Annotated in this window: 17 protein-coding genes; 5 read left to right on the top strand and 12 right to left on the bottom strand. The window is 65.7% G+C overall.

The annotated features are described in order from the left end of the window. Nucleotides 1-4: 4 nt before the first annotated feature. Both pdxA and IB268_RS15735 read left to right on the top strand, forming a co-directional pair. On the top strand, nucleotides 5-985 hold the full coding sequence (gene pdxA / locus IB268_RS15730) for a 4-hydroxythreonine-4-phosphate dehydrogenase PdxA (RefSeq protein WP_082400687.1): 981 nt from the start codon (nucleotides 5-7) through the stop codon (nucleotides 983-985). 136 nt (nucleotides 986-1,121) lie between these two features. Continuing rightward, complete coding sequence (locus tag IB268_RS15735; protein WP_054451031.1) at nucleotides 1,122-2,099, top strand: bile acid:sodium symporter family protein; 978 nt, start codon at nucleotides 1,122-1,124, stop codon at nucleotides 2,097-2,099. A gap of 64 nt (nucleotides 2,100-2,163) precedes the next feature. Here IB268_RS15735 and IB268_RS15740 read toward each other — a convergent pair whose 3' ends face one another. The 12 genes from IB268_RS15740 to IB268_RS15795 all read right to left on the bottom strand — a co-directional run bounded on the left by IB268_RS15740 (nucleotide 2,164) and on the right by IB268_RS15795 (nucleotide 12,279). Further along, on the bottom strand, nucleotides 2,164-3,546 hold the full coding sequence (locus tag IB268_RS15740) for a replicative DNA helicase (RefSeq protein ID WP_054451030.1): 1,383 nt from the start codon (nucleotides 3,544-3,546) through the stop codon (nucleotides 2,164-2,166). Then, nucleotides 3,543-4,382, bottom strand: a complete 840-nt coding sequence (locus tag IB268_RS15745) for a hypothetical protein (protein WP_054451029.1) — start codon at nucleotides 4,380-4,382, stop codon at nucleotides 3,543-3,545. The genes IB268_RS15740 and IB268_RS15745 overlap by 4 nt, the downstream gene beginning before the upstream one ends. Nucleotides 4,383-4,509: 127 nt before the next feature. Next, on the bottom strand, nucleotides 4,510-4,965 hold the full coding sequence (gene rplI, locus IB268_RS15750; protein ID WP_054451028.1) for a 50S ribosomal protein L9: 456 nt from the start codon (nucleotides 4,963-4,965) through the stop codon (nucleotides 4,510-4,512). A gap of 14 nt (nucleotides 4,966-4,979) precedes the next feature. Beyond that, nucleotides 4,980-5,252, bottom strand: a complete 273-nt coding sequence (gene rpsR / locus IB268_RS15755) for a 30S ribosomal protein S18 (RefSeq protein WP_006218308.1) — start codon at nucleotides 5,250-5,252, stop codon at nucleotides 4,980-4,982. A 110-nt stretch (nucleotides 5,253-5,362) separates the two neighbouring features. Beyond that, nucleotides 5,363-5,686 (bottom strand): primosomal replication protein N, encoded by a 324-nt coding sequence (gene priB, locus IB268_RS15760; RefSeq protein ID WP_054451027.1) that lies wholly within the window; start codon nucleotides 5,684-5,686, stop codon nucleotides 5,363-5,365. Between the two features lie 51 nt (nucleotides 5,687-5,737). Next, nucleotides 5,738-6,115, bottom strand: a complete 378-nt coding sequence (rpsF, locus tag IB268_RS15765; RefSeq protein ID WP_013392507.1) for a 30S ribosomal protein S6 — start codon at nucleotides 6,113-6,115, stop codon at nucleotides 5,738-5,740. 193 nt (nucleotides 6,116-6,308) lie between these two features. Then, nucleotides 6,309-7,232 carry a DUF817 domain-containing protein gene (locus IB268_RS15770; protein WP_119450556.1) on the bottom strand — a complete coding sequence of 308 codons (924 nt, stop codon included), beginning with the start codon at nucleotides 7,230-7,232 and terminating at the stop codon, nucleotides 6,309-6,311. Between the two features lie 7 nt (nucleotides 7,233-7,239). Further along, nucleotides 7,240-8,037, bottom strand: a complete 798-nt coding sequence (folE2, locus tag IB268_RS15775; RefSeq protein ID WP_054451025.1) for a GTP cyclohydrolase FolE2 — start codon at nucleotides 8,035-8,037, stop codon at nucleotides 7,240-7,242. 193 nt (nucleotides 8,038-8,230) lie between these two features. Then, nucleotides 8,231-10,093 (bottom strand): 1-deoxy-D-xylulose-5-phosphate synthase, encoded by a 1,863-nt coding sequence (dxs, locus tag IB268_RS15780; RefSeq protein ID WP_192354505.1) that lies wholly within the window; start codon nucleotides 10,091-10,093, stop codon nucleotides 8,231-8,233. Between the two features lie 53 nt (nucleotides 10,094-10,146). Further along, nucleotides 10,147-11,058: a polyprenyl synthetase family protein gene (locus IB268_RS15785; RefSeq protein WP_054451023.1), complete on the bottom strand. Its 912-nt coding sequence runs from the start codon at nucleotides 11,056-11,058 to the stop codon at nucleotides 10,147-10,149. A gap of 7 nt (nucleotides 11,059-11,065) precedes the next feature. Continuing rightward, complete coding sequence (locus IB268_RS15790; protein WP_054451022.1) at nucleotides 11,066-11,332, bottom strand: exodeoxyribonuclease VII small subunit; 267 nt, start codon at nucleotides 11,330-11,332, stop codon at nucleotides 11,066-11,068. A 92-nt stretch (nucleotides 11,333-11,424) separates the two neighbouring features. Next, nucleotides 11,425-12,279, bottom strand: a complete 855-nt coding sequence (locus IB268_RS15795; protein ID WP_054451021.1) for an IclR family transcriptional regulator — start codon at nucleotides 12,277-12,279, stop codon at nucleotides 11,425-11,427. A 154-nt stretch (nucleotides 12,280-12,433) separates the two neighbouring features. On the opposite strand from IB268_RS15795, the gene IB268_RS15800 reads away from it, so the two are divergent. From IB268_RS15800 to IB268_RS15810, 3 genes are all read left to right on the top strand, one after another. After that, nucleotides 12,434-13,402, top strand: a complete 969-nt coding sequence (locus IB268_RS15800) for a tripartite tricarboxylate transporter substrate binding protein (RefSeq protein WP_054451020.1) — start codon at nucleotides 12,434-12,436, stop codon at nucleotides 13,400-13,402. Nucleotides 13,403-13,605: 203 nt separating this feature from the next. Then, nucleotides 13,606-14,616: an acyltransferase gene (locus tag IB268_RS15805; protein ID WP_054451019.1), complete on the top strand. Its 1,011-nt coding sequence runs from the start codon at nucleotides 13,606-13,608 to the stop codon at nucleotides 14,614-14,616. A 243-nt stretch (nucleotides 14,617-14,859) separates the two neighbouring features. Next, the gene (locus IB268_RS15810) at nucleotides 14,860-16,008 is read left to right on the top strand and encodes an aromatic ring-hydroxylating dioxygenase subunit alpha (RefSeq protein WP_054451018.1); all 1,149 of its coding nucleotides are present in this window, start codon (nucleotides 14,860-14,862) and stop codon (nucleotides 16,006-16,008) included. The last annotated feature ends 16 nt before the right edge of the window (nucleotides 16,009-16,024 follow it).

The raw sequence follows: 16,024 nt of genomic DNA on the forward strand, positions 1-16,024 counted from the left end.
CATCGTGAACACCTCCCTGCCCGTAGGCATCACCATGGGCGATGCCGCCGGCATCGGTCCCGAAATCGTCGTCAAGGCCTACGCGCAAGGCCTGAACGCGCCTTGCGTGGTGTATGGCGATGCGGGCGCACTGCGCCGCGCCGCCGCCCAGCTGGGCGCAAGGCTGGAGATCGTCGAGGTCGCCGACGTCGGCCAGGCAGCGCCGGGCGCGGACCACATCAACGTCATCGCCTGCAGCCCCGCCCTGCCCGCCGACCTGCCCCTGGGGCAGATCAGCGCGGCCGCGGGACGCGGCGCCTACGATTATGTCTGCGCCGCCATCGACGACGCGCAGGCCGGCCGCATCCGCGCCATCGTCACCGCGCCGCTGAACAAGAAATCCATGCATGCCGCCGGCATCGACTATCCCGGCCACACCGAGATCCTCGCGGAACGCTCGGATACGCAAGACTTCGCGATGATGCTGGCCAACGACGAGTTGCGCGTGCTGCTGGTGACCATACACGTGGCGCTGGCCGACGTGATCGCACGCATCACGCCGCAGGCGGAACTGACTGCCATGCGGCTGGCCGACCAGGCCTGCCGCCAGATGGGCATCGCCCAGCCGCGCGTCGCGGTCGCGGGCCTGAATCCGCACGCGGGCGAAGGCGGCAAGTTCGGCCGCGAAGACATCGACATCATCGAGCCCGCAATCGCCGCTGCCCGCGCGCAAGGCATAGACGCGAGCGGGCCCTGGCCCGGCGACACGATCTTCATGCGCGCCCGGCGCGGCGAGTTCGATATCGTGGTGGCGCAATACCACGACCAGGGACTCATTCCGGTCAAGTACCTGGGCCTGGACCACGGCGTGAACGTGACGGTAGGCCTGCCTTTCGTGCGCACCAGCGTGGACCACGGCACTGCCTTCGACATCGCGGGCAAGGGCCTGGCCGACCATGCCTCGCTGGTCGCGGCGTTCGACCTGGCGCTGGCCATGACGCCCTGAGCGCCGCGCTGCGGCGCTGCTGCGACCTGCAGCGCTGACAACTGGATGTCAGGAAGCAAGACGTCCCGGGGACTACAATACTGCCCGTTTACGGCGCCCGCGGCGCTTTCCGTCCGCCCTCCCCCTTCCATCCCTCATGTCACGCCTTGCCCGCCTTCTTCCCGATCGCTTCACCCTCTACCTGATCTGCACCGTCATCATCGCCAGCATCGTGCCCGCTCATGGGCAAGGCGTGGTGGTGTTCGGCTGGATCACCAACATCGCGGTCGGCCTGCTGTTCTTCCTGCACGGCGCGCGCCTGTCGCGCGAGGCCATCATCGCCGGCCTGACGCACTGGAAGCTGCACCTCACGATCTTCTCCGCGACCTTCCTCATGTTCCCGCTGCTGGGCCTGGCGCTCAAGCCGGTGCTGGAACCGCTGGTCACGCCCGAACTCTATCTGGGCATCCTGTTCCTGTGCTGCCTGCCCGCCACGGTGCAATCGGCCATCGCCTTCACCTCGATGGCGCGCGGCAACGTGCCGGCTGCCGTGTGCAGCGCCTCCGCCTCCAGCCTGCTCGGCATCTTCATCACCCCGCTGCTGGTGGGCACGGTGGTCGCCAACGCGGGCAGCGCGCCGATCTCGTTCGACGCCGTCGGCAAGATCATGCTGCAACTGCTGTTGCCCTTCGTGCTGGGCCAGTTCGCCCGCCGCTGGATCGGCGCCTGGGTGCACAAGCGCAAGGCCATGCTGAAGTTCGTCGACCAGGGCTCCATCCTGCTGGTGGTCTACACGGCGTTTTCTGAAGCCATCAACGAAGGTCTGTGGAGTTCGACCCCGATCCCCGCGCTGGCCGGCCTGGTGGTGGCTTGCGCCGTCATCCTGGCGCTGGCGCTGGGTCTGTCGGCCCTGGCCGGCCGCGTATTCGGCTTCAATGTCGAAGACCGCATCACGCTGCTGTTCTGCGGCTCGAAGAAAAGCCTGGCCAGCGGCATTCCGATGGCGCAGGTGCTGTTCGCCGGCCACGCCGTGGGCGCGATCGTGCTGCCGCTGATGCTGTTCCACCAGATCCAGCTGATGGTGTGCGGCGTGCTGGCCGCGCGCTTCGGCAAGCGTCCCGAGGCGCAAGCCTGAAGCGGGTTCGCAGCTGCAATGAAAAACCGCGCCGAGGCGCGGTTTTTTCTTGGAGCGGACAGGTTCAGTACATGTCGCGCGGCTGCGCGCCCGAGAAGTTCAGGAAGCGCGTGCTGGAGCCCTGGAAGGTCAAACGCACGGAACCAATGGGACCGTTACGCTGCTTGCCGATGATGATCTCGGCGGTGCCCTTGTCCGGCGAATCGGGGTTGTAGACCTCGTCGCGGTAAATGAACAGGATCACGTCCGCGTCCTGTTCGATAGCGCCGGATTCGCGCAGGTCGCTCATCACGGGGCGCTTGTTGGGACGCTGTTCCAGGCTTCGGTTCAGCTGCGACAGCGCGATCAGCGGGCAGTTCAGTTCCTTGGCCAGACCCTTGAGCGAGCGGCTGATTTCCGACACTTCGGTGGCCCGGTTTTCGCCCGAGCCATTGCCCGACATGAGCTGCAGGTAGTCGATGATGATCAGGCCGAGCTGGCCGCATTGGCGCGCCAGGCGGCGCGCGCGCGCCCGCACTTCCATCGGGCTGAGCGCCGGCGATTCGTCGATGTAGACCTGCGCGTCCTGCATCAGCTGGACTGCGTGGGTCACGCGTGGCCAGTCCTCGGCGATCAGCTTGCCGGTCCGCATGCGATGCTGGTCCAGCAGGCCCACGGAGCCCAGCATACGCATGGCCAGCTGGACCGCGCCCATTTCCATGGAGAACACCGCCACCGGCAGCCCTTCCTCGATGGCGACGTGTTCGCCGATGTTCATCGAGAACGAGGTCTTGCCCATGGATGGGCGGCCGGCCACGATGATCAGGTCGCCGCCCTGCATGCCCGAGGTCATCTTGTCCAGATCGGTGAAGCCCGTGGGCACGCCGGTCACGTCGGAGGTGCTCTCGCGGTGATAGAGCTCGTCGATGCGCTCCACCACCTGCGTCAGCAGCGGCTGGATTTCCTGGAAGCCCGCGGCGCCGCGTGCGCCTTCCTGGGCGATCTGGAACACCTTGGACTCGGCCTCGTCCAGCAGTTGGCGCGCTTCCTTGCCCTGCGGGCTCATGGCGGCCGCGGAGATCTCGTCGGCGATCGCGACCAGCTTGCGCAGCATGGCGCGCTCGCGCACGATCTCGCCATAACGGCGGATGTTGGCGGCCGACGGCGTGTTGTGGGCCAGCGCGTTCAAATAGGCCAGGCCGCCGGCATCCTCGGCCTTGCCGGCGCTGACCAGCGACTCGTGGACGGTGATGACGTCCGCCGGGCGCGCCAGCCCGATCAGGCGGGCAATATGGTGCCAGATAAGCCGGTGGTCGTGCCGGTAGAAATCCTCTTCGACCAGCACGTCGGCGATGCGGTCCCAGGCTGCGTTGTCCAGCAGCAGGCCGCCCAGAACCGACTGTTCCGCCTCGATGGAATGGGGGGGAACGCGCAGGTATTCGAGCTGGGAGTCGGCAGGTGTATTCATGACTTCAATAGTAACGGCTGCAGGATGTCCGCGACGCGGAAGAATCCCTGGATATCGCGCGAGGGCAATCGGCCCAGCACCACGCGCAAGGGCGCGGCAATGCCGCAGAGCACGCGCGCCAGGCGCGTCAGGCGGGCTCGGACCTCGGGGTCGGGGTTGCTTTCGAAATAGACTTCGAACGCCAGTTTACCCAGCGTGCGGGCCACGTCGTCCGGCAATTTACGCAAAGACACCAGAGAGGCCAGCATCTGGAACAGGTCATAGGCCTGGGCCAGCGGGCGCGACAGGGTCGAACCGATGTTCTCTTCGAAATCGATGCGCCACAGCTCGCCGTCCTGCAGGGTGATGTTGCGGATCTGGGCGCCGCCATGCCACATGCCGCGGGCATGGAAAGCGGCCAGATCTGCTGCCGCGGCGCGCGCCAGCCACAAGCGGGACGTCGTGTCCTCGTTGCGGATCAGGTCGGCCAGGTCTTCGCCCACGTATTCCAGCACCAGCAGGCCTTGCTCCTGCCACCAGACCTCGGGCACGCGGCAACCGGCCTTGAGCAGTTGCGCCAGGCGCTGCGACTCGTGCGTCAGGCCGTTGCGCAGCAACACGCCCGGACGTGGAAACTCGCCGAGGAAAATCTTGCATCCCACGCCCAGGAACAGGGCGCGCACATAGCGCAGCGCGTAGCTCACGCCCTGACCGATGCCGGGACGGCGGCGCTTGATGATGCAGCGCACGCCATCTATCGTCACATCCCTCACCGAAGGTTCACGCGACGCATCCACGCTATCCAACCAGGCTCGCAGGCCGGGGGGCGCGTTGTGGTGAACGGGGGGCTGAGTCAAGACGTCCTCTGAGGAATGCGGCGCGGGGCCTGGATCGTGGAGTCCGAAGACTACACGCAATACGCGATGGACAAAAAGAAAAAAAGCCGGCGCGCGGGCCGGCTTCTTTTTTACTGCGGGTACCGGCTTAGGACAGTTCGCCTTCGACCAGGATCGTCACGTCGACCAGAACGTCGGCGTGCAGGGCAACCTGGGCCGGGAACTCGCCGATCGACTTCAGCTGGCCGTTGGGCAGGCGGATTTGCGCCTTTTCCACGGCTTCGAAGCCGGCCTTGCGCAGGCCTTCAGCGATGTCGGCGTTGGTGACCGAGCCGAACAGGCGGCCGTCGACGCCAGCCTTCTGGACGATCTTCAGCTGGAAGCCGGCGACGCGCTCGCCCAGAGCCTGGGCGGCGGCCAGCTTTTCAGCCTGGGCCTTTTCCAGTTCGGCGCGGCGCGCTTCGAATTCCTTCAGGGCGGCGTCGGTTGCGCGACGGGCCTTGCGCTGGGGGATCAGGAAGTTGCGGGCGTAGCCATCACGCACGCGGACGACTTCGCCGAGGTTACCCAGGTTGACGACTTTTTCGAGCAGAATAACTTGCATTTCAGTGCCCCGGATTAGTTGTGGTTGTCGGTGTAAGGCAACAGGGCCAGGAAGCGCGCGCGCTTGATGGCGGTGTCCAGCTGACGCTGGTAGATTGCCTTGGTGCCGGTCAGGCGAGCCGGGATGATCTTGCCGTTTTCTTGCACGAAGTCGCGCAGGGTGTCCAGATCCTTGTAGTCGATCTCTTCCACGCCGGCAGCGGTGAAGCGGCAGAACTTACGACGCTTGAAGAGCGGGTTCTGCTGCGTGAATTTGCGTTTTTCCTTGCGTTTTCCGAAGAAAGCCATGATATGTGCCTCTTTGTTTGAGGGGGCCGGGTTCTACCCAAAACGGGCCCAAACCCCCATAACCTATCCGTAATCAGAAGGCGCTCATCGCGCCTCTTGCCCAATTCCCTTCAAGCCACCAGCGGATCGCGCCCTGCGCTGCCGCTGATCCTGCGTGCCTGCTGCAAATGCAGCTTGACCTTCACCGAGTCCTTGCGGGTGGGAGCCAGAAACCCCTGCACCAGCAATTCGGACCCTAGCGCGGTGTCCTTCAGCAGCAACGCCAGATCGCCCAGTGCCACGGCCGCGATAGTCAGTTCGACGCGGCGCGGGTGGCCTGCTTCGATGACTTCGGACTCGTGCGCCAGCACCATTTCCAGTGCGGGCAAACCGGCGGGAGTGTGGCGCAAAGGCTCGCATTCGAGAACGCGGGCGCTGAGTTCCAGCTTGTTCATCCTGCCAGGCACCGAGGGGACTTCATGGGATGAGCTCTGCGTGAGCCCTGCTTACTCGGCCTGAGCCGGCGCTGCTGCTTCAGCCGAAGCCTTGCGGGCTTCTTCGCGTTCGACCGACTTCATCATGATCGAGGGCGTGGCTTGAGCCTTCTTGGTCTTGATGACCAGGTGGCGCAGAACGGCGTCGTTGTAGCGGAACGAGTGTTCCAGCTCATCCAGCGTGGCTTGGCCGCACTCGATGTTCAGGCAGACGTAGTGAGCCTTGACGAGCTTCTGGATCGGGTAGGCCAGTTGACGGCGACCCCAGTCTTCCAGGCGGTGAACCGAGCCGCCTTGGCCCGTGACCAGCGCTTGGTAACGCTCGACCATGGCGGGCACTTGCTCGCTTTGGTCGGGGTGAACGATAAACACCACTTCGTAGTGACGCATGAGTAAAACTCCTTGAGGATGTCTCGCTGGCCGACCGTCCTGCGCCCCCGCTTTCCCATCAGGGGCGGATCGCAATATGCATCTTGAACAGTGGCCCGCAAGGGGCAGCCCGCTACCCAAAAACCATGGGCGGTCGAGCAAGAAAGCTCTCGATTATCACCGATTGAGCGGTCAGACGCAAGCCAGAGGCAGGTCAGGAAATAAGGGACGGACTATTTCCATCGCCCTGCCCCGCCTGCCGAGGCAAATCGGCAACATCGATTTCCTGGGGACGGTTGACCACGCCGACCATCACGTAGCTGATGATCATCAGCAGGAACCATGAGCCCAGCTTGGCGATGGACACGAGTTGCCAGCCCTGCGACTGGTTTGGATAGCGCCAGGCGTTGGCGAAGGTGCCGATGTTCTCGGCGAACCAGATGAACAGGGCCACCAGCACGAAACCCAGCAGCAGCGGCATGCGGCGGTAGACTCGCCAAATGCGGAAATACACCCAGGTGCGGGCGAACAGGATGGCGGTCAGCGCGAACAGCGCCCACCGGATATCCATGATGTAGTGGTGCGCGAAGAAGTTCAGGTAGATCAGCACCGACAGCGCCACGCAGGCCGCCAGCGGCGGATGCGCGCGGAAGCGGAAGTCGAACAGGCGCCAGACGCGGGCGAGATAGCTGCCCACCGCCGCGTACATGAAGCCCGTGAACAGCGGCACGCCGCCGATGCGCAGCACGCTGGCCTCGGGATAGATCCACGAACCCGCGGCGGTCTTGAACACTTCCATGCCCGTGCCCACCACATGGAACAGCAGGATCACGCGGGCTTCGCTCCAGGTTTCCATGCGCAGCGCCAGCAGCAGCGCCTGGATGCCCAGCGCGGCCAGGGTCAGGAAGTCGTAGCGGGCCAGCGCGGCGTCTTTCGGATACCACCAGTGCGTGCCCAGCAGCAGCGCGCACATCAGGCCGCCGAACAGGCAGGCCCAGGCCTGCTTCACGCCAAAGCGGAAGAACTCGTAAAGGGCCACGCCAAAACGGCCGCGGCCGGCCAGATTGCTGGCCAGCCGCGATTCCCACTCCTGCAGCCCCGCGATGAGCGGCCAGTCATTGGCCGCCGGATGGCTCACGGAAAGCTCAGCCTTCCACGACGGCGTAGGCCGAGTGGTTGTGGATGGATTCGAAGTTCTCGGCTTCCACGCGGTAGCGGGCGATGCCGGGATGCGCGTTCAGGCGGGCAGCCACGTCGCGCACCAGGTCCTCGACGAACTTGGGATTGTCGTAGGCGCGCTCGGTGACGTACTTCTCGTCCGGGCGCTTGAGCAGGCCCCACAGTTCGCACGAGCCTTCTTCTTCGATCAGGCGGATGACGCCGTCCATGCCGATGTCGGCATTCAGGATGGCCGACACCGTGACGTGCGAGCGCTGGTTGTGCGCGCCGTATTCGGAGATGGCCTTGGAGCAGGGACAGAGGCTGGTGACGGGCACCTGCACGATCAACTCGAACTCGACCTCGTCGCCCTGGGCGCGGGCGATCCATTGCACTTCGTAGTCCAACAGGCTTTGCACGCCGGAAATCGGGGCGGACTTGTTGATGAAGTACGGGAAGGCGGCGGTGATGTCGCCGCGCTCGGCATGCAGCAGCGGCAGCATGTCGGCAGCCATGGCGCGGAACAGGGTCGGCGTCATGGGGATGCTGCGGTACTTTTCCAGCAGGGCCACGAAGCGGGACATGTGCGTCCCTTTTTCTTCGGGCGGCAGCGCCACCGTGAGCGTCCAGTTGGCCACGGTGCCTTGGGGCGAGCCGTCGCCGCTTTCAATCAACATGGGGTGGCGCACGCCACGGATGCCCACGCGCTGAATCGGGATGTGCCGGGTGTCCGCCGAACTCTGGACGTCGGGCATCACGATGGCGGGGTCGATCGGAGAATTCATTTCGGCTTACCTGTCTAGGCAATCAGTCGTGAAAACGCACGGGCCTAGGAATCTTTGAGAAGGGGGCCATTATCGCCCATAGTCCGCGGATCGCCAGGGAAAACCCTTTTATCCGTAGGTTGGCGGGGCCGGAACAGTGTGTTTCATTGCCGCGGACAGTGGCCTGGCCCCTGCCCGCGGAATCGGGCCGGATTCAGCCCAGCAGATTGGCGTAACGGGCGCGGATCGCGCTTTCGATGCCCGCCGCGTCCAGGCCGATGCCGGCCCACAGCGCCGACTGCTCGCCGTGGTCGATGAACTCGTCGGGCAGGCCCAGTTGCAGGACCGGGATCGCAACCCCCGCCGCGCTCAGCGTTTCCAGCACCGCGCTGCCGGCGCCGCCCATGATGGAAGCGTCTTCCAGCGTAACCAGGGCGTCATGGCGGCTGGCCAGGTCGAGGATCAGTTCGCGGTCGATCGGCTTGACGAAGCGCATGTCGGCCACGGTGGCATCGAGCTTTTCAGCCGCGCCCAACGCGGCCTGAAGCAGCATGCCGAAACCCAGGATGGCGATCTTGCGGCCCTCGCGGCGCACCACGCCGCGGCCGAGCTCGACCGTGTCCAGGCCGGGCGCTTCAGCCGCGCCGCAGCCCGCGCCGCGCGGATAGCGCACCGACGCCGGGCCGGGATACTGATAACAGGTCGACAGCAGCAGCCGCGTTTCGTTTTCGTCCGAGGGCGTGGCCACGACCATGTTGGGCACGCAGCGCAGAAAGGCGATGTCGTAATTGCCCGCATGCGTGGCGCCGTCCGCGCCCACCAGGCCGGCGCGGTCCAGCGCGAAGGTCACGTCCAGGTTCTGCAGGGCCACGTCGTGGATGAACTGGTCGTAGCCGCGCTGCATGAAGGTGGAGTAGATCGCGACCACGGGCTTCTGGCCTTCGCAGGCGATGCCCGCAGCGAACGTCACGGCGTGCTGCTCGGCGATGCCCACGTCGAAGTAGCGCTGCGGAAAGCGCTTTTCGAATTCCACCAGCCCGCTGCCCTCGCGCATGGCGGGCGTGATGGCGACCAGGCGCGAATCCTGTTCGGCCATGTCGCACAGCCACTGGCCGAACACCTGCGTGAAGCTGCGCTTGCCCGGCGCCTTCGATTGCTGGATGCCGACGGCCGGATCGAACTTGCCCGGACCGTGGTACAGCACCGGGTCGGCCTCGGCCAGCTTGTAGCCCTGGCCCTTCTTGGTGACCACGTGCAGGAACTGCAGGCCTTCCAGGGCCTTGAGGTTCTGCAGCGTGGGCACCAGCGCGTCCAGGTCGTGCCCGTCGATCGGGCCGACGTAGTTGAAGCCGAATTCCTCGAACAGCGTGGCCGGCGTGACCATGCCCTTGGCATGCTCTTCGAAGCGGCGCGCCAGTTCCAGCACCGGCGGCACGTGTTGCAGCACCGCGCGGCCGACGTTCTTGGCGGCCGCATAGAAGCGGCCCGACATCAGGCGCGCCAGGTAGCGGTTCAGCGCCCCCACTGGCGGCGAGATCGACATGTCGTTGTCGTTCAGGATCACCAGCAGGTTGATGTCGGGCGTGACGCCGGCATTGTTCATGGCTTCGAAGGCCATACCCGCCGACATCGCGCCGTCGCCGATGATGGCGATGTGCTGGCGCTGCACGCCGGCGTTGCGCGAGGCCACCGCCATGCCCAGCGCCGCCGAGATGGAAGTGGACGAATGCGCGGTGCCGAAGGCGTCGTACTCGGATTCACTGCGCTTGGGGAAACCCGAAATCCCGCCCTGCTGGCGCAGCTTGGCCATGCCGGCGCGGCGGCCAGTCAAGATCTTGTGCGGGTAGGACTGGTGGCCTACGTCCCAGACGATGCGGTCATGCGGCGTGTCGAACACCTGATGCAGGGCCAGGGTGAGCTCGACCGTGCCCAGGTTGGACGACAGGTGCCCGCCCGTTTTGGACACCGATTCCAGCACGAAGCCGCGCAGCTCGTCGGCCAGCTTCTTCAGCTCGCGGCGATCCAGGCGCTTGAGGTCAGCCGGGGATTGAATGCGGTCCAGTAAATCTGTCGTCATGCTTTTATGTGGTTCGTTGGCCCGGCCTGCCTCCAGCCCGGGCTGGTCCCGGTTCAGCGGTCTCGTAGGACGATGAAGTCGGCCAGTTCAGCCAGGCGCGATCCGGCCTCGCCCAGCGGAGCCAGGGCGGCCAGCGCGTCCTCACGCAGTTCCTGAGCGAACGCGCGCGCGCCGTCCAGGCCCAGAAGCGATACATAGGTGGGCTTGTTCTCGGCGGCGTCCTTGCCCGGCGTCTTGCCCAGGCTGGCGCTGTCGGCGGTCACGTCCAGGATGTCGTCGACCACCTGGAAGGCCAGGCCCACCGCCTGCGCGTAGGCGTCCAGCGCCTGGCGCGAGGCCGAGCTGGCGCCCGCCACGATGCCGCCCAGGGCCACGCTGCAAGCCAGCATGGCGCCCGTCTTCATGCTGTGCATGGTTTGCAGCTCGTCGCGCGACAGCGCGCGGCCGACGCTGAACAGGTCAATGGCCTGGCCGCCGGCCATGCCCTGACTGCCGGCGGCGCGCGCCAGCGACTGAGTGGCCTGCACGATCAGCGCGGGCGCGATCGGCATGGAAGCCAGCAGATCGAAGGCCAGCGGTTGCAGCGCATCGCCCGCCAGCATGGCGGTGGCTTCGTCGAACTTCACGTGGGTGGTGGGACGGCCGCGGCGCAGCGTGTCGTCGTCCATGCAGGGCAGATCGTCATGCACCAGCGAATAGGCGTGGATCAGTTCCACCGCCGCGGCGGCGCGGTCCAGCGAGGCCTGCACGGCCAGCACGCTGCCGCTGACGGGGCAGGCCTGCCCCGCCGCGTAGACCAGCGCGGCGCGCACCCGCTTGCCGCCGCCAAGCACGGCGTAGCGCATGGCTTCATGCAGCCGCGCGGGCAACGCGTCCGCCGGGGGGAGCAGATCGTCCAGGACGTCTTCGACGTGCTGGACACGGCCTTGCAACCATTCCGGGAAGGCGAGTTGAATTTGCTTCATCGGGTTCTTACTCGTCATCCAGCGCCGCCGGGTCCAGCGGACGCAGCAAGTCGCCCTCCAGGACCTTGACCTGCTGTTCGGCCTGCGCCAAGCGTTCCTGGCAGACCCGCGTGAGCGCCACGCCGCGCCGGTAGGCGGCCAGCGACTGCTCCAGCGGCAACGAGCCGTCTTCCATGGCCGCTACCAGCGATTCGAGTTCGGCCAGCGCCGTTTCGAAATCCTGGGGCAAGGGACGGTCATCGATCTGCGGATCGGCTTGTGAAGATTTGGCCAAACGGGTCTCCGAGGGCGCTAGGGGTGGATCAATCCGTGAATTGTACGAGATACCCGCAAGGCCGTCGGGCTTGCCGCCGCGCGCGGCGCGTCTCAGGCCGCAGCGCCTGCCAGCCCCGCAATGGCGCCCTGCAGCAGCGGCGCCACGCGCGTACGCAGGTCCGCCTCGGGCAAGAGGCTGGCGGGCCCGCCGCAGCTCATGACGAAGACGCCCTCGCCCGTGATGGAGGCAAACGGCACGGCGACCGCATTGATCCCCGACTGCCATTCGCCGATGGCGTAGCAGCAGCCCGTGTCGCGCAGTTCGGCGCGGGCGCGCTCCATGGCGGCCGCGTCCGGCGCGGTCTCGCCCAGCCGGGCCAACGCGTCGGCGCAGGCCTGGGGCGGCAGGCTGGCCAGGTAGGCCCGGCCCATGGCGCTGTCCAGGCTGGCGCGATAGCCGACGGGCAGGCGCAGGTAGAGCGCCGAAGACCCATGGATGGCCTCGACGTAGGTCATGGCATCGCCATCGAAGGCGCCCAGGGCCACCGCGCCGCCGGTGGCGCGCGCCAGCTCGGTCATCGAGGCCTTGGCCAGTTCGCGCACCTCCAGCCCGGCCAGCAGGCCGAAGCCCAGCGCCAGCACGCCATAGCCAGGCGAATATTTGCCGGTGTCCGGGTGATAGCGCAGATAACCCAATTCAGTAAGGGTGTAGGTGATGCGGCTGATGGTGGGCTTGGGCAAACCGGTCAGGCGCGCCAGGTCCAGATTGCCCAAGGCCGTCACGCCATGGCGAAAACAGCGCAGTACATCCAGCCCGCGCGCCAGTGCGGTAATGAAATCAGGCGAGTTGGCGCCCCCGCCCGCGCCGGCGGCGCGCTTGCGGCGCGCGGGCAGGCTGAGTTCGACCTTGCCGTCCGGTTTGGCGGCGGGATGGGCGATGCGCTTGGCGTCAGAAAAAGATTGCATTTCTATTCGCTTCGTTTTTATAGTTTATTTCGAATAACAAAATTAAATTCCATTTGACGGAATTTAATGTACCCAAGGAGACTTGGCAAGCGCTACCCGCAGCGCCAAGCCAGGCCCGACCATCCACTCATGCACGCGATTTCAAGGGGAAAACATGATTCGCACTAGCTTCAAACTGCTGGCCACCCTGCTGCTCAGCGCCGCCGCACTGGGCGCCCAGGCCGAAACCTATCCGGCCCGGCCGATCAAGGTGGTCTCGCCCTTCCCCGCCGGCGGCGCCACCGACGTGCTGACCCGCATCCTGGCCGAGCGCATGGCCAAGACGCTGGGCCAGCCCATGATCGTCGAGAACAAGGCAGGCGCCGGCACCTCGATCGGGGCGGCCTTTGTTTCGCGCGAAGCGCCGGACGGCTACACCATCCTGATGGCGACCAACTCCACGCTGGTCACCAACCGCTATCTGTACAAGGAACTGCCCTACGATCCCGATGGCTTCGCCCGCATCGGCATGGTCGGCGTCGGGCCGCTGGTCCTGCTGTCCAGCCCCAAGCGGCCGTTCAACAGCACCCAGGACGTGGTGGCCTACGCCAAGCAGAATCCAGGCAAGCTGACCTTCGCCACCTTCGGCCCGGGCACGTCCTCGCACCTGGCGGGCGAACTCTTCAAGGAACGCGCGGGCATCGACATCCTGCACGTGCCCTTCAAGGGCGCGACCCAGGCCCTGCCCGCCCTGGTCAGCGGCGACGTGGACCTGTTCTTCGACATGGTGGCCACCGGCATGCCGCAGGCCGATGCCGGCAAGGTCAAGGTCTTCGCCATCACCAGCCCGGGCCGCCTGGCGACGCAGCCCAAGCTGGCGACGCTGGCCGAACAAGGCTATCCCGCGTTCGACATGACCGCCTGGTTCAGCTTCGTGGCGCCCAAGGGCACCCCCGCCCCCGTGATGGAAAAGCTGCAGCAGGCCCTGGCCGAGACCCTGCAGGACGAGACCATCAAGAAGCGCATGCTGGACATGGGCATCGACCCGCGCTCGGGCACGGCTGCCGAACTGGACAAGCAGATCAAGACCGAACAGCCGATCGTGGCGCAACTGATCAAGCAGGCCAATATCGTCCTGCAATGATGGCGCGGCTGGTTTCGTGACAAAACGTAGGCGGGCCCGCGCCCGCCCGTGAATGCGCCGCGCCGCGCGGCGTCCGCCGGCAGAGGGCTCCAGCGCCCCTGCCGGTTTTTCATGCGCGTCGATATGCCCTCTAACCCCTGGATACAGAACCAGGACGCTGCCCGCTGCTATGGTGAAAAAGTAGACACCGCCATGGGAGCCCGATGCCGTACGCCGAAGAGAAATATGCGCGCCTGGATGCCGCCCGCTGGTTGGCGGCGGTAGCCGTCGTGCTGCTGCACAGCGCCGCCATGGTGGTAAGCAACCCCGCGGTGTACGGCGGGGGAGCGTGGCTGGCGGCCAATCTGTACGACTCGGCGGCGCGCTGGTGCGTGCCCGTGTTCGTCATGGTCAGCGGCGCCCTGCTGCTGGATCCCGACAAGCCGCAGGACGCGCGCCAGTTCTACAGCCGGCGCATGGCGCGGATCTGCGCGCCGCTCTTGTTCTGGACGTTTTTCTATCTGGCCTGGCGCACGGCGCTGGATTGGTGGGACGACGGCCGCATCGATTTTTCGTTCTGGCCGCGCAAGCTGGTGCAGGGCGAGCCGTACTACCACCTGTGGTACCTGTACATGATCGTGGGCCTGTATCTGTTCGCGCCGCTGGTGCGCGTCCTGTATGCGCGCAGCACGCCGCGCGCCCGCGCCTTGTGGGTGGTCGGCATCCTGGGCGTGGCGATCCTGGACGCGCTGTACCGCCGCGCGCTGGGCGCGCCCGCGGGCTTCTTCCTGACCTGGTTCCTGCCCTATCTGGGCTACTTCGTGGCGGGCCGCCTGATCTTCGACGGCCAGATGCGCATCCCGCGTCCGGGCCTGATGCTGGCGGCCAGCGTCGCCGCGACCGCGCTGGGCGTGTACACGATGTCGAGCAACCGCGCGCTGGATACCTACTTCTACGATTACTTCAGTCTCACGGTGCCGTTCATGTCGCTGGCCGCATTCCAGTGGATCGTTGGGTCGCCGCGCCTGCCGCGGCTGGCCTCGCTGGCGCCTTTGACCTTCGGCGTCTACCTGATCCATCCACTGTTCCTGGACGTGGCGCATCGCGCCGGCGCCTTGACGGGCGCGCGCAACGAGGCCTGGACGCTGCCCATGCTGGCGGTGGCCGTGTTCATGTTGTCGGCGGCCAGCAGCTGGCTGATGAGACGCCATCCGGCCACCCGGCGCTTCGTCTGAAAGGCCTACATCTTCAAGGGGTTATGCCTCGCGCAGCGCGTGCACGACGGCTACGGCATAACTTCACGAAGCTTCGCAGATCTTCACGGGCGCGGGGTAAGGGCTTGGGGTACAATTCACGGCTTATTTGATCGGCCAGACACCGATTTTTCTTCGCGCCAGCACGGAACGCATCCTGCGGATTTCAAAGCCGCCAGGCAAAAGCCCCTCCGTCCTGGCTTTTTTATCCGAGCGGGGGGAATCATGACCGACATCGGTCGGATGGCACATGTAGTGCCAGCTCGCACCCAGCTACCCGTCAGCGCGTATTTTGACGAAGCCCTCTTTGCCCGCGAGCAAGAACTCATTTTCAAGCAATCCTCACAATACGTCGGCCACCAGAAAGTGGTGCCCGAAATCGGGGATTGGCGTACGTTGGTCCAGGAAGACGGAGGACGCGTGCTGGTTCGCAACCAGCAAGGCGTCGAACTCATCTCAAATGTCTGCCGCCACCGCCAGGCGCTGATGCTTGGCGGCGAAACCGGCAATGTGGCCGGCAACTGCAATACGCATGGCAATCTGAAGGCAACCGGCGGCAATATCGTCTGCCCCTTGCATCGTTGGACGTACAACAACCAGGGCGAGTTGTTGGGCGCGCCCCAGTTCGCCACCACGCCCTGCATGAACCTGCAGAAGTTCCGCCTGCGCGACTGCCATGGCCTGCTGTTCGAAGGCCCGCGCGATCCGGCCGCCGACATGGCGCCGCTGTTCTCGCGCCCGGAATTCGACTTCGGCGACTACGTGCTGGACCACGTCGAAGTGCACCAGTGCAACTACAACTGGAAGACCTTCATCGAGGTCTACCTCGAGGACTACCACGTCGGTCCGTTCCATCCGGGCCTGGGCCGCTTCGTCACCTGCGACGACCTGAGCTGGGAGTTCAACGACTGGTACAGCCTGCAGAAGGTCGGCGTGCACAACGCCCTGGCGCAGCCGGGGTCCGACGTGTACAAGCAATGGCACGACCGCCTGCTGGCGTTCCGCGAAGGCGATGCGCCTGATTTCGGCGCGGTCTGGGTCACGTACTTCCCGACCCACATGATCGAGCTGTATCCGCATGTGCTGGTGCTCTCCACGCTGTATCCGAAGGGCCCGCAGGAAACTGTGAACGTGGTCGAGTTCTACTACCCCGAGGAAATCGCCGCCTTCGAACGCGAATTCGTCGAGGCGCAGCGCGCCGCCTACATGGAAACGGCGATCGAGGACGACGAGATCGCCGAGCGCATGGACGCGGGCCGCAAGGCGCTGATGCTGCGCGGCGTGAACGAAACCGGTCCCTACCAGTCGCCCATGGAAGACGGCATGCAGCACTTCCATGAATGGTATCGCCGCATCATGCAGGAGCGGGTCTGAAGCCTGGCTCCGGCGC

It is taken from the genome of Achromobacter sp. ACM01, assembly GCF_014851745.1.
In the GTDB taxonomy this organism is placed as follows: domain Bacteria; phylum Pseudomonadota; class Gammaproteobacteria; order Burkholderiales; family Burkholderiaceae_B; genus Achromobacter; species Achromobacter aegrifaciens.

Coding starts and splice junctions, on each gene's coding strand:
- IB268_RS15735 (WP_054451031.1), top strand. CDS start 1,122: ATGTCACGCCTTGCCCGCCTTCTTCCCGATCGCTTCACCCTCTACCTG.
- rplI (WP_054451028.1), bottom strand. CDS start 4,965: ATGCAAGTTATTCTGCTCGAAAAAGTCGTCAACCTGGGTAACCTCGGC.
- priB (WP_054451027.1), bottom strand. CDS start 5,686: ATGAACAAGCTGGAACTCAGCGCCCGCGTTCTCGAATGCGAGCCTTTG.
- IB268_RS15805 (WP_054451019.1), top strand. CDS start 13,606: ATGCCGTACGCCGAAGAGAAATATGCGCGCCTGGATGCCGCCCGCTGG.
- IB268_RS15810 (WP_054451018.1), top strand. CDS start 14,860: ATGACCGACATCGGTCGGATGGCACATGTAGTGCCAGCTCGCACCCAG.
- IB268_RS15740 (WP_054451030.1), bottom strand. CDS start 3,546: ATGAATACACCTGCCGACTCCCAGCTCGAATACCTGCGCGTTCCCCCC.
- IB268_RS15785 (WP_054451023.1), bottom strand. CDS start 11,058: ATGAAGCAAATTCAACTCGCCTTCCCGGAATGGTTGCAAGGCCGTGTC.
- IB268_RS15795 (WP_054451021.1), bottom strand. CDS start 12,279: ATGCAATCTTTTTCTGACGCCAAGCGCATCGCCCATCCCGCCGCCAAA.
- dxs (WP_192354505.1), bottom strand. CDS start 10,093: ATGACGACAGATTTACTGGACCGCATTCAATCCCCGGCTGACCTCAAG.
- rpsR (WP_006218308.1), bottom strand. CDS start 5,252: ATGGCTTTCTTCGGAAAACGCAAGGAAAAACGCAAATTCACGCAGCAG.
- rpsF (WP_013392507.1), bottom strand. CDS start 6,115: ATGCGTCACTACGAAGTGGTGTTTATCGTTCACCCCGACCAAAGCGAG.
- IB268_RS15800 (WP_054451020.1), top strand. CDS start 12,434: ATGATTCGCACTAGCTTCAAACTGCTGGCCACCCTGCTGCTCAGCGCC.
- folE2 (WP_054451025.1), bottom strand. CDS start 8,037: ATGAATTCTCCGATCGACCCCGCCATCGTGATGCCCGACGTCCAGAGT.